General features: G+C 48.6%; 12 protein-coding genes. 8 read left to right on the top strand and 4 right to left on the bottom strand.

Translation table 11 applies throughout. From position 1 onward, the window contains the following. Window positions 1–23 precede the first annotated feature (23 nt). Window positions 24–248, top strand: a complete 225-nt coding sequence (locus I8H75_03485; GenBank protein MBH2006391.1) for a hypothetical protein — start codon at window positions 24–26, stop codon at window positions 246–248. A 973-nt stretch (window positions 249–1,221) separates the two neighbouring features. Here I8H75_03485 and I8H75_03480 read toward each other — a convergent pair. Continuing rightward, on the bottom strand, window positions 1,222–1,713 hold the full coding sequence (locus I8H75_03480; GenBank protein MBH2006390.1) for a hypothetical protein: 492 nt from the start codon (window positions 1,711–1,713) through the stop codon (window positions 1,222–1,224). Window positions 1,714–1,938: 225 nt separating this feature from the next. Between I8H75_03480 and I8H75_03475 the strand changes: the two genes are divergently transcribed. The 7 genes from I8H75_03475 (at window position 1,939) to I8H75_03445 (ending at window position 8,410) form a co-directional block, all read left to right on the top strand. Continuing rightward, window positions 1,939–2,064 (top strand): IS6 family transposase, encoded by a 126-nt coding sequence (locus tag I8H75_03475; GenBank protein MBH2006389.1) that lies wholly within the window; start codon window positions 1,939–1,941, stop codon window positions 2,062–2,064. 223 nt (window positions 2,065–2,287) lie between these two features. Next, window positions 2,288–2,608, top strand: coding sequence for a hypothetical protein (locus tag I8H75_03470; GenBank protein MBH2006388.1), 321 nt, complete (start codon window positions 2,288–2,290; stop codon window positions 2,606–2,608). Window positions 2,609–2,940: 332 nt separating this feature from the next. Beyond that, complete coding sequence (locus tag I8H75_03465; protein ID MBH2006387.1) at window positions 2,941–4,368, top strand: DUF1566 domain-containing protein; 1,428 nt, start codon at window positions 2,941–2,943, stop codon at window positions 4,366–4,368. 358 nt (window positions 4,369–4,726) lie between these two features. After that, entirely contained in the window at window positions 4,727–5,071 is a 345-nt protein-coding gene (gene rplS / locus I8H75_03460) for a 50S ribosomal protein L19 (GenBank protein MBH2006386.1), read from the top strand. Next, complete coding sequence (locus tag I8H75_03455; protein ID MBH2006385.1) at window positions 5,037–5,639, top strand: ribonuclease HII; 603 nt, start codon at window positions 5,037–5,039, stop codon at window positions 5,637–5,639. The genes rplS and I8H75_03455 overlap by 35 nt, the downstream gene beginning before the upstream one ends. Window positions 5,640–5,699: 60 nt before the next feature. Further along, entirely contained in the window at window positions 5,700–7,241 is a 1,542-nt protein-coding gene (locus I8H75_03450; protein MBH2006384.1) for a phospho-sugar mutase, read from the top strand. Window positions 7,242–7,270: 29 nt separating this feature from the next. Beyond that, window positions 7,271–8,410 (top strand): BamA/TamA family outer membrane protein, encoded by a 1,140-nt coding sequence (locus I8H75_03445; GenBank protein ID MBH2006383.1) that lies wholly within the window; start codon window positions 7,271–7,273, stop codon window positions 8,408–8,410. Window positions 8,411–8,450: 40 nt separating this feature from the next. Here the strand turns inward: I8H75_03445 and lipA are convergent, their stop codons facing one another. The 3 genes from lipA to I8H75_03430 are packed head-to-tail and all read right to left on the bottom strand — an operon-like array spanning window position 8,451 to window position 11,738. Further along, entirely contained in the window at window positions 8,451–9,311 is an 861-nt protein-coding gene (gene lipA / locus I8H75_03440) for a lipoyl synthase (GenBank protein ID MBH2006382.1), read from the bottom strand. Next, a complete protein-coding gene (locus tag I8H75_03435; GenBank protein MBH2006381.1) occupies window positions 9,293–10,519 on the bottom strand; it encodes a 2-oxo acid dehydrogenase subunit E2 in 1,227 nt (408 codons plus the stop codon). The genes lipA and I8H75_03435 overlap by 19 nt, the downstream gene beginning before the upstream one ends. Continuing rightward, window positions 10,512–11,738 carry an MFS transporter gene (locus tag I8H75_03430; protein ID MBH2006380.1) on the bottom strand — a complete coding sequence of 409 codons (1,227 nt, stop codon included), beginning with the start codon at window positions 11,736–11,738 and terminating at the stop codon, window positions 10,512–10,514. Before I8H75_03430 ends, I8H75_03435 begins: the two co-directional genes overlap by 8 nt. Window positions 11,739–12,058 lie beyond the last annotated feature (320 nt).

Genomic DNA, 12,058 nt, shown 5'->3' with positions numbered 1-12,058 from the left:
TGTCTCCTACACGAGTCCTCGTCATGGAGTATAAAACAGGACCGGTGGAAAAAGTGCTTGAACTTCGGCTTCCAGGTTTTATGGCTGTGCCTGTTATGGAAATGATGCTTGGAGACGTAGAACGATATGTCGGAGAGAATGCTGAACTAGCTGCAGCAGAAGCGCTTCGATTTGTACTATCGGAAACAGATCGTGTTAAGGTTCTGAAAATTGTTGATGTTGGGGTTCCTGAGCTAGAAACCGTTTGAGTTTTAGAAGCATCAGCAGTTAGACTGAGAGAGCGACTCGGTATTACTGAACTAGTTTTGGAAGAAATATTCCCACTAATGCCATGAGCGATTGTGAGAGAACCACTTAGTTTTTTGCTTTTAGAGCTCGTTACGCTATCAGTGGTACCTCGAGTTTTGGTTGCTGAAAATGAAGATAATAGCCATTGTGTTGGGGAGAATGTTGAACTAGGTGCGACGGAAATACTTTGATTCACATCACTAGAAATAGACCGTTTTAACGATGTAGAAATTGTTCTAGCGGTAACAGAGTCGCTGTCACCTAGATGAGTCCTCGACATAGAGTACAAGACAGGATCGATTATGGAAGAAGTGCTTGAGTTTAGACCTTTCGGAGTTAAAGTCCAGCTTTTGGAAAGCTCTGTACTTGTTGTGGAAACGCTAAGAGAAATAGGCTCTGTTTCATTACCCGCAACCAACTCGTTTTTTTCTTGTGAAACCTTTTTGAACAACTCGCTAACAATTAAATACCGGCTTCTCTCTTCATGGTTCCAATTGACAAACGTCCTGGTAAAAAATGCATTATATGGAGAATGGCCTCTATTGTTCACATAAGTATTAAGGCTCGATGAAGAACCCAAATAAATTTTGTCCGAAGTCTCATCTCTGAAATCAAAATTACAGTCTATTTCATCGATCTTCCTGTCAAACCGTACAAAGCATTCAACTAAAAAACGACCAGAGTAATCGGGCATCTGTTGGATCTGTGGTTTTAGATTTTGCAATAACTCAACTGTGAAATCAGAATGTGCCCCCGACTTGCATAACTCACATGAGTCTATCTCGGACTCCAATAATTTCAAGGATTTTTGATTGAGAACTACGTCTCGAACATTCGTTAAATTTAGACAACGACTCGCATAAATTGCCGAAGCAGAAAAAAAATAAAAAGATAGAATGATCATCGATTTTAAAATAGACACTTAAGTATTCCTCAAATCTGACTGATGTCAATTTTTTTTACTCTATTTTTTTCGTTTTGTTGCATTTTCCGAATAATAAGAGCAACAACCACACTCGTAACTAGCAAACCACCAGCAGTAGCAGTCCCAATAATGACTCCTATGGGAGTGGTATGAGGTTCCGCAATCGATGGAGCATCTTTCTGCTGTGCCGGAAGAACCGGTAGCTCCTCAGATGTCAGGTTGAATTCTCCGGAGGCATTTGAGCCAGAGAATACAAAACCATCTGCTAGCTCAATGACAGAATAATTCATGTACGTCGCGTGGCCCCGTTTAAGAACTGTTAAATTTGATGTTGATAGATTCAACAGGGTGAGGATCCCGGCACGATCAACGGCATAGAGATACTGTCCATCAACAACTGTGCCTAAAGCAGCAGAGTGGGATTTGAAAACCACCAAAAGGCCGAAATACAGGTACGGTGAACAAAGTTGAACCTTAGAAAATAAACCAATCGAAAACACACTGCCTCCCAAAGGCCCCAAAAGGGTTCTGTCGCAAAAATTATTTTGGGTCCAGAAAAGCCACTCTGTTGACCAATTATACCAGAAATTTGGTTTTGTCGAAAAGATTATTTTGTGTCTTGTGGTAGCTCGGTGGAAACCTCAATAATCCCGCGCTGTTGGGAAAATTGCTGTTTGATGAAAATCTATTAAAATTAGGCTTAAAATTGCTGAGAGATTCGAGCCGTGAATATATTTAAATGGCGGCATTTTCAAGGCGTGATTATTTTGCAATGCGTTCGCTGGTATCTGAAATACGGCATTGGCTACCGAGAACTCGAAGAAATGATTAGGGAGCCTGGGGGGCCGTAGACCATCAGCGATTCCAGCCAAAATAAATTATGGCGTTTAGACGCGCTGTCATGCGGGAGTCACCCAGCGTTATCGCTTCCTGAATCAAGTGCCTTTAAACGACACTTTCTTCGAGAAAAAAGTGAATTTTCTGGAATACGATTAAATCAACGCTCAAGGCAAAAAGCAGCACTTTGCCTGGATCACCGATCTTCCTTTATCGGAATCGACCCTCGAAACGGTGATGCGAGGGGGCCGAGCGCGTTGGCAGATTGAAAACGAAACGTTTAACACGCTGAAGAATCAAGGCTATGAGATGGGACACAATTACGGGCACGGGCATCAGGATCTGTGCAGCAATCTGGGCTTATTGATGCTATTGGCGTTTCTGATTGATCAGCTTTCAGAGCTATCGGATAAGAGCTTTCAACAAGCGAAAGAGCCTGCAAAGAGCTATCGAGTTTTATGGGAAGAGCTGTGGGCTATTTTTAAGTTTTTTATACTGGAGAGTTTTGAAGGTCTGTATTTGAAAATCCTACCGGAACATCGCTACAATAGCAGCTGAGGGTGTGGCACAATCTGTTCTGACTGGTAATCTCCTTTGGGGATCTAGGGTCCGTTTATTCTCCTGTAGTTTAATTGGTCAAAATGAGGTATTTTTCTCAAAAATAAGGGATTGCTCTTGCATCCCTTGCCATTCTTCTTAAGTTCACTGGAATGGCTGGATGCCTTTGTTTCTGAATTGCCTTTGCTCGTTATTTTAGCTATGCCAAAGGTGGGCTTGCTCTGCCTCAAAAGTGGATACAGCCCTTTAGGAGAAATGCCATGCCTCGAGATCTGGATTTGAACCACCCCGAAGGACTCATTTGGATCATTTGCGCAAATCGAGGGCATTAGATGTTTCAGCTCGGTTGGATCTTTTGTTTTTCGTTCGGAGCCTTAGCTCAGTTTTCAATTAGCACCGATTTTGGGGACCATTTCCATGGGTATTTCCAAAATCTTTCGACACGGAGTCAGGATCAAACAGCTGTTCGAGCGATTCTGAATCGGACTGCAGATCAAGTCAAATCGAGTTTGGGATACCGCATGCCCTTTGAGCTCAATTGTTCGGTGTTTTTCGATGTAGAAGTGGAGCGCGTGGACTGTTGGTCGGGTTTTGAGCCAGCATCGGCTTTAAGCAGCGATTGTGAGCTTTTTCCGGAACTGGCCATGGCAGATCGACTGACCCTGAGGCGTTACCACCTTCTGCAAGTGCGTATGGTGGTAGGCTGGTCGCAGGCTCAAATGCTTCAAGCGCATTACCGCATTGTGCCGAAATCGACGTTGACAGCGAGTCTTTCTGAAAGCGAAAACATGGGCGCCAAGACCCTCACCGTGTCGCAGCAGGTTCCGAAACAGGACTTCGAAACGACTCTCACTTCAAGCCCAGAAGCAAGCGTGAGTCATACCTTGGCTTGTTCTGTAAGCACGGCGCAGCTGCTGAACGGTCTTTTAGCTGCCTGGAATCACAGCACCGGCGTCTACAGCGATGCGGTGGATCAAACGGGTCGGTATGCGATTTCGAACGGAGTCGTGAGCGATGCGCTGACGAGTATGCAGTGGGAGCAAGTCGCTGGCACGACACCGATGGTTTTTGCCTCGGTTGCGAGTTATTGCTCGAGTCGGAATACCGGGGCTTATACAGACTGGAGAGCGCCGAACATCGTGGAGTTGGGGACTTTGATCGATTACACGAATTCGATCGCTCCTTGCTTGAGCACCATGGCCTTTCCTGGAGCGCCCGCTTCAAACTTTTGGTCAGCTTCACCGGATATTGGACATGGTGGCTATTCTTGGTATGTGCAAAGCTCATCCAACCAACCTGCGTCTGACTGGCAATTTGACTCGACGAGCAGCGCGGTTCGTTGTGTGCGTTCTAGTTATACAGGGCCTCTCGGCTCTCGGTATACGGTAGGTAGCGGAACGACTGCGGGTACGGTGACGGACAAGGTGACCGGGCTGGTTTGGCAGAAGGTAGCGCCTACTACAACGTACACTCAAGCGGATGCTATGACCTATTGCAATAGCCTAAGTCTCGGAGGCTCTGGAGCTGGAAGGTGGCGTTTGCCGACAATCCGGGAGCTGCAAACGCTAGTAGATTACAGCCAGAGCTTTGGCATGCTCATGATGGATAGTAACGCGTTTTCGGGCGAGCCAGCGAGTTATTTCTGGTCATCGTCGCCGTTGGCCGGTTACCCAGCCTATGTATGGCACCTGTCTTTCGCCTACGGCGACGTGTTCTACTACAATGCGGGGGCCAGCACCTGCGTTCGTTGTGTGCTTTGACGCTTTGACATTTTAAAGAGGAAACAGAATGCACCTGGATCGAGACAAGGTATTACGAACGACTTTCGATTTACCGATCTGCGATGGATTTGATGGTGCGTGTGGACAACGTGGTTCGTGCGTTTCCGCGTTATCATAAATATGGGATTGGTGCTTGCTTGCGAAAAGAGTCGCTTGGAGATTGCGCAGCTTATTATTCAAGCGAATCGTAAGGGAGTCAGGGGGCTGAAAGTGGCCGGTGGCGAGTCATGCAACGAATGGATTGAACCTGAATTTCATTTCGACACAGTGCGATCGCCCTGTGGTGTTCACGATACCCGTTGCCAAATAAAGGCAAATCTGCAAGAATGGACGCCTTATGTCTAATCTCATCCGCAAGTTGGAACAGAATGAAATTCGCGCCGATCACCCAGATTTTCGGGTGGGAGACACTTTGCGCGTGTTTTTCAAAATCAAAGAAGGCGACAAAGAGCGAGTTCAGGTTTTTGAAGGTGTTTTGATTGCTGAACGCGGAGCAGCCAATCGTCGGGCGATCACGGTTCGAAAAATCAGCTTCTCAATCGGTGTGGAGCGTATTTTCCCACTGCATAGCCCTCGAATCGAAAAAATTGAAGTTGCACAAAGTGGTCGGGTCCGACGAGCTAAGCTGTACTATCTACGTGAATTGCGTGGAAAGAAAGCTCGTATTCGCGAGCGTGAATAGCTTTTGGGTTGCAGGAGTCGATGAAGCGGGTCGAGGACCTTGGGCCGGACCTGTTGTCGCTGCTGCGGTTATTCTAGATCCAGAAAAGCCGATTTTTGGCTTGGCTGATTCCAAAAAAATATCTGAAAAAAAACGAGAGGCTCTGTACGAGCCTATTTTTTTATCCGCTTGTTCGGTGGGAGTGGGGGTTGTCTCTGCGGAAGACATAGACCGAACAAACATCTTGAAAGCCACGTTTCAAGCCATGAGGCAAGCGATTCAGAATTTGAAATCGCTTCCTTCTGAGATTTGGGTGGATGGCAACCAAAGTATTCCTGGCATCGAGTCCCAAAGAACTTTTGTGGGAGGGGATGCTTTACACGAATGCATCATGGCAGCTTCGATTGTCGCGAAGGTCTACCGAGATCGCTTGATGTGCGAGTATGATCAATTATACCCGGGCTACGAATTTTCAAAGCATAAAGGGTATGGGACTGCTACTCATATTCAAAAGCTTCAGTCTTTGGGCCCATGTCCCATTCATCGCATGAGCTTTGTTCCGTTGAAAGCCTTTTCAAAATCTGATTGAAGCAAACTGTGGAATGGTTCACCCGTTTTCAGATCGGATGTTTTGTGATGAGTTGCCTGGATGACGACTGCTCTCTTGCAACGATATCTCCATGAAGAGCCAGATACTCTTTATCGAGAGCAAATCTTGGGTCTCTCTCTGGTTGAACAAGAAAAGCGCTTAATCCGGTCTTGGCGTTTTGGAACCGCTGGTTTCAGAGCTCCCATGCAGGCAGGCTATACTGGGATGAACCGGGTTTCGGTCGCTCAAATCGCTTACGGCCTGGGCAGACACTTAGCGCCCCAAAGCTCGGTGGTCATCGGCTATGACGGCCGGCACCACAGCCAAGAATACGCGACCTTGGTTGCTCAAGTTTTGAGCGGGATGGGTCATCAAAGCCTGTTGTTTGACCGCTTGGTTGCGACCCCTGTTTGCGCTTTCGCCATCCTGAACCTCCAAGCTCAGGCAGGCGTCATGATTACCGCTAGCCACAATCCTCCAGAAGACAATGGTATCAAGATTTACGGAGCGAATGGGGCTCAATTGGTAGCACCCGACACGCATTGCATCGAATCGCAGATTGATGCAGCGCCCAGTTATTTTGAAATAGAGAAAAGCGAAACAGGGATCCAAGCGATCTCATCGAGCGTCATCGATGCTTACTTTGAAACGCTGCCCTCGGCCAGCGTGTACCCGATTTCGATTGTTTACACACCCATGCACGGTGTTGGAGCCAGTTTCACACCGCGCGCACTTCAGCAGGCGGGCTTTACCTCCATCGCCTCGGTTTTAGAACAAGAGAAACCAGATGGGGATTTTCCGACCGTTCGCTTTCCAAACCCAGAAGAACCCGGAGCCCTTGATTTAGCCCTCGCCCTTGCCCATGAAATAAAGGCCGATTTGGTCTTAGCCAATGATCCAGATGCAGACCGATTGGCGGTTGCCATCGATGGAACCGTTTTATCCGGAAATCAAATCGGTATCTTATTAGGGGATTATTTGATGGGACAACACAGTCCTTCCGAGAAACTTTTGGTTATGACCACCCTGGTTTCTTCGCGCATGCTGTCAAAAATCGCTCAAAAACGGGGCTTTCGATACGCGGAGACTCTTACAGGCTTTGCCAACATGGCCAAATGCTGCTTTGAGCTGGAAGCGAAAGAATCGCTACGGTTTTTGTTTGGCTACGAAGAAGCCTTGGGCTACGCCGTCAACGATCGGGTTCGTGACAAGGACGGAATCAGTGCCACGCTCGCATTCGCGCAGCTTTTTTCAGCACTTAAATCCCAAAACAAAACCGTCTGGCAAAAACTCGAAGAACTCGAATCTGAGTTTGGCGTTTATCAAACACACGCTTGGTCCATCAAAGGAGAGCTTTCTGTGATTCTGGATCGGGCTCAGCGTTTAGAAGGTTTTAAGCGCGAGGAAGATTTAGCTCCAGGGCTCTTGGCTTATTCGGGCGAGCATGACTTGAGGCTGATCATCCGTCCCAGTGGAACCGAACCCAAAATCAAGTTTTACGCGGAAGCCATCGGCCGACCTGAGCAAAAAGAAATGCTTGCGACTTATCTACAAAACGTGGAAAGAAAGGTCCGCACATGCTTATCCGGCTTTTGTTCCTAACTTTTTCTACGGCACTGCTTTCACAAGAAATGCCCCAAACCAAAACCGCTCGCTTGGGTTATGCGGGAATCCCTATTCTGGGCTACGTATCCGGTTTTGGTATGGGTTTTGGAGCTGCTGGGGCACTCTATCGCAAACAAGAAGGTTTTAATCCTTACCGATACGAATTAGACGCGCAAACTTATTTTAGCCTGGGTGGGTTTCAATCGCATCGCCTTCGATTCGACTCTATCGATGTCGGAGGCTTGCCTTTGAGGCTCAGACCGGTTGTTGGATTTATCGCCAACCTGAGCCAAAGCTTCTGCGGCCTTGGCATGAACGCCAACTGCGATTCGCCTCACCAGGACTTTCCCAATTTTTATTTGCATCGTTACCTGGAAGGTTACGCTGGATTAGAGGGTCGTTGGCGACTCCAACCGCTTCCCCACAAAATCGAATTCATTGCGTCGTGGCGTGGCAGCTACTACCGCATTGGGAGCCTAAGCGACTCAGGTCCCTATCCGGACAGCCTCTATGGCAATACGTTTGGTTATCACGCGAGCGATGGCGACGGGTTCGCAAGCGTTCTCGAAGTGGGCTTGATGGTGGACAATCGCGATTTTGAGCCAGACCCTAAGCAAGGGTACTGGGTAGAGGCCACTGTTCGAGAAGCTTCCCGGTATTGGGGCAGTTCTTGGAACTATGTGGGAGGCAACTTAAGTTTTCGCGGCTACTGGCCCTTGATGCCAAACAAGCGCCTGACCTTGGCTGCGCAAGTGCTATTGGACGCTATGCTGGGCGAGTCTCCTTTGCAAGAGATCGTTCGGGCCGGCGGCAGCGGACGCTATTTCAACACCTTTGGAGGTCAAGAAATCGGCCGAGGCCTTCGAGAACAGTATTTCCCAGGGCGACTGAAAGCTTATAAGCAGCTTGAACTTCGTTATGAATTCGTAGATTTCAGCCTTTGGGACTGGAAGTTTAATCTTTCCGCCACAAGTTTTGCCGATTTCGGGGTGGTAGCCTGGAGTATCCACACCTTAAACCAAGAGCCTTTTAAACCCGCCATTGGCTTTGGCGGAGGGCTTCGGTTGTTATGGGATCGGGCCGTCATGCTGCGTTTTGATGTTGGCATGAGCCCAATTGAAAACTACGCGCCCAAATTTTACCTGGTGATTGGAAACGCTTTTTAAAAATCGTCAGCAGGAAATTCCAACCGACTCTTTCGAAGCATTAATCCGCTTGCGCATGATAGCTCGAACGTACCAAGGGCCCGCTTTCGACTTTGAGAAAGCCAAGCGCTTTGGCATAAGCACCGAGCTCAGCAAATTCTTCGGGGCTTGCATAGCGTTTGACAGGGTGGTGAAACGAGCTGGGCCGAAGGTATTGCCCCAGCGTTACAAACTCCACACCGTGGCTTCTTAAGTCCGTTAAGCTTTGCTGAATTTGTTCGTTGCTTTCTCCCAACCCGAGCATCAGTCCGCTTTTGGTGCGAATCTCAGGTCTGTTTGCTTTGACAAATTGCAAGACTTTGAGTGAGCGATGATATTGGGCACCGCTGCGAATACGAGGTGTTAAAGACTCAACGGTTTCAAGATTGTGGTTAAAGACATGAGGGTTGGATCTTAAAACGGTCAAAATATCTTCTTCACGCCCTGAAAAGTCAGGAGTTAAAATTTCCAGCGTTGTGTGAGGAGAAAGTGCCCGAATCGCTTCTAAGCAACGAACAAAGTGAGACGCTCCGCCATCTGGCAAATCATCGCGTGTGACCGAAGTGATCACCGCGTGTTTGAGGCCCATGCTTCGAATGGTTTCGGCGAGCCGCTTCGGCTCATCCAAATCAACCGGTCCGGGACGCGAGGAGGAGTCCACATCACAGAAACGACAAGCTCGCGTGCAAATGCGTCCCAAGATCATAAACGTTGCGGTTCCAAGCTCCCAGCATTCGCCGATGTTGGGGCAAGACGCCGAAGAGCACACGGTATGCAGCCGCTGACTTCGAATCAGCGAATTTAAACGTTGATAATTCTCGCCCGTTGGGGCCCGAACACGCAGCCAAGAAGGTTTTCTGGGTGTTAAGGTTGTGTTGTCCATGTTTCCATTATCTGCTTTAAATCGGCCATGAAGATATCCGCAGTCGCTCCATCGATTAAACGGTGATCAAAAGAGAGTGAGAGCCAACCACGATTCCGAATGGCGATCACATCGCCTGTGTCGATTTCCAAAACCACGGGTTGCTTTTTGATTTTGCCGACGCCTAGAATCGCTACTTGGGGCTGGTTGATAATGGGTGTTCCGATAATGGCTCCGTAGTTTCCAGGGTTGGTGAGGCTGAACGAGCCGCCTGAGAGTTCATCCGGTCTAATTTTCTTGCTACGCACGCGTGTGGCCAAATCGGCAATCGAGCGAGCCAAACCTCGAAGATTCATTTGGTCCGCGTGGCGGATCACAGGGACCATCAGACCTGGCTCTGGTTGTTCAATGCCGACGGCAATCCCTAAGTGCACATCTTTTTTAAAAAGAATGCGATCGTCTTTCATTTCAGCGTTGAGGTAAGGATGCCGTTTAAGCGCGATACACAAAGCGGCTGCTAAGAAAGTAGTGTACGTGAGCGAAACACCTTCTTCGGCTTTAAAGCGATCTTGATGGGTCGCTCGAACGCGATCGATGGCTGTGTAATCAATTTCAAAAAAAGTGGTTACATGAGCACTGATGCGGCGGGAAGCGCTCATGTTTTCCATAATCACGCGTCTCATGGTGGATATAGGTTTGAAGGCTTCATGCTGGCCTTCTGGAATGAGCGTGGTTTGAGCAGCCGAAACTTGCGCAGGCATCACGGTTTTAGCCAGGTGAGCCAATAAATCGTTTTTGGTGAGTCGGCCATCGCGACCCGAACCCGACAAGGCTTCGAGGGTATTGGGGGCCACCTGATTCTCTTGAGCTATTTTTTTGACAAGGGGCGATAGAAATCGGGAAGATTCTGCCGGCACACGAGCCTGCGAAGGAAGGCTCGGAGCGAGTGCTTGGAGAGCGGGTGCCTTGGGAGTTGAGACCATCTCTTCGCCAGCCGCGCCAACCCAACCTAACACCGTTCCTATGGCCACAGTCTCTCCAGGGCCGACCTTCGCCTCAATCAAAACACCCGTGATCGGAGAAGGGATTTCAGCTTCGACTTTGTCCGTCGAGATCAGCAAAACATTCTCGTCTTTTTGAACGGTGTCTCCGACAGACTTCAGCCATTCAACCACCGTACCTTCCGCAATGGATTCGCCTAGTTGTGGCATCACGATTTTTTCAGCCATGAACCCTTCTCCTTTTTAATGTTAACGACAGCAAGCAGCAGAGTGCCACCACTCCCCATAATAATGACAAAGCCATTACGAATTGCTCTGTGTGGTATAATCGAACCCCTTGTTGGTCAACCAACCCTTGCCATTGATAGTCCAAAAGATGACCCATGGCGTGTTGCAAAAACGCGCCGCCGAACATGTTGAGGGTATTGACCACTCCTAGGGTGAGGCCGGAATTTTGTGCCGTCGTTGCTTGTACTGCGCCGGTGAAGCACATCATTTCGGCTCCGCAAAAAAAGCCGATTCCGCCAAGAACGAGCTGGAGCTGAGAAGCAGAGAAATGAGGTCCTAGAAGCAAGAAACCGAAGAGAAACAGAATTCCGAAACTGCAGACTTGGATAGCCAAATCCAAACAGTTGTACTTCTCGCAAAGCCAAGGCAAGACTAGGCTGCCGAAGCAAAGTCCAACAAAGAGCATTCCTGCGCTTGAGGCTGCATGAGTTTGACCGAGCTCGTACTTTTTCATGAGAAAGGCCGTTCCCCACAGATCCGCCAAAACCGACAGAGGAGTGTACAATCCAACCGCCAAGAGAGCGTAGATCATGACGGAGCGGTTCTTAACAATATCCCAGAGTTGCTGAAATCGAAAACTCGAAGCTGCTAGGCTCGGCTTTCCCAAACGAATGCCAGCCGCAGCGATGACCATCAGCACAAGTCCCAGCAAGCTCAGAATCTGAGTGACAGAACGCCAGCCGGCTTCTTCAATCAGAGGAACCAAGTAGGAGCCCGTCATCATGGCACCAAGGGTTCCGAGGGTGAGTGTGGCCCCCATGAGAAAGCCCCGTTTGCCGGGAGGTAAAAAATCAGTCGCAACTTTGAGGGCAGACATGAAGGCGCTAGCCGATCCTATTCCGATCAAAATACGACTGCATTGCAGCATCCATAGGTTGTGGGCGCCGGCCATCACGAAGCCACCCAGAACACAGAATCCGACGGAGGCCAATAAGATTTTGCGAATGCCGAGCCGATCAATCAAAATACCCACGGGAATCTGCATGAGCGAGTAAGCATAAACCGTAAAGGATCCAATGGTGCCGAATTCACTTGCCGTAAGGTGGAACTCTGACCGAAGATTGGGCTCAAGGCTGCCGGGCAGAACACGAAAAACGTACTGAAAGCAAAAGAACAGGGCGGCAATGCCCCAGGCGAGGTAAGCTCCCAGAAATTTCATCACCCGCTCCTTTTAGGATAAAATGAAGCGAATGCAAAGAACCGTTCGCAAAGTCGAATGTCTCGGGATAGATTCTCCCTCCTATGAAAATAGCCGTTCTCGAAGTCGCCTAGAGCGGTTTCGAATTGAAATGGTTTAAACACTGTGAGTACTAAACCACCTCAAACTGGAACCGTTCTAGTTCAGACTCTCGCATCCTATGCAAGTCTTGCATAGGACCGGAACCGCTCTCATAGCCTAGATAACCCATAACCAATAACCCGTGATCCCCATAACCCCAAACCCAGCCCAGCGTCTGTTGCTTTCAGCAACCTCCTCTG

It is taken from the genome of Myxococcaceae bacterium (assembly GCA_016000045.1).
Lineage (GTDB): Bacteria > Myxococcota > UBA727 > UBA727 > JABDBI01 > AER2-1.
Note: the sequence above shows the minus strand (reverse complement) of the source record. Positions and strands in the feature narration are given on the sequence as shown.

Bases quoted from the DNA above. Each gene is read 5' to 3' on its own strand.
- lipA (MBH2006382.1), bottom strand. From the start codon at position 9,311: ATGGACAACACAACCTTAACACCCAGAAAACCTTCTTGGCTGCGTGTT.
- I8H75_03470 (MBH2006388.1), top strand. From the start codon at position 2,288: ATGCGAGGGGGCCGAGCGCGTTGGCAGATTGAAAACGAAACGTTTAAC.
- I8H75_03430 (MBH2006380.1), bottom strand. From the start codon at position 11,738: ATGAAATTTCTGGGAGCTTACCTCGCCTGGGGCATTGCCGCCCTGTTC.
- I8H75_03435 (MBH2006381.1), bottom strand. From the start codon at position 10,519: ATGGCTGAAAAAATCGTGATGCCACAACTAGGCGAATCCATTGCGGAA.
- I8H75_03445 (MBH2006383.1), top strand. From the start codon at position 7,271: ATGCCCCAAACCAAAACCGCTCGCTTGGGTTATGCGGGAATCCCTATT.
- I8H75_03450 (MBH2006384.1), top strand. From the start codon at position 5,700: ATGACGACTGCTCTCTTGCAACGATATCTCCATGAAGAGCCAGATACT.
- I8H75_03485 (MBH2006391.1), top strand. From the start codon at position 24: ATGGAGTATAAAACAGGACCGGTGGAAAAAGTGCTTGAACTTCGGCTT.
- I8H75_03465 (MBH2006387.1), top strand. From the start codon at position 2,941: ATGTTTCAGCTCGGTTGGATCTTTTGTTTTTCGTTCGGAGCCTTAGCT.
- rplS (MBH2006386.1), top strand. From the start codon at position 4,727: ATGTCTAATCTCATCCGCAAGTTGGAACAGAATGAAATTCGCGCCGAT.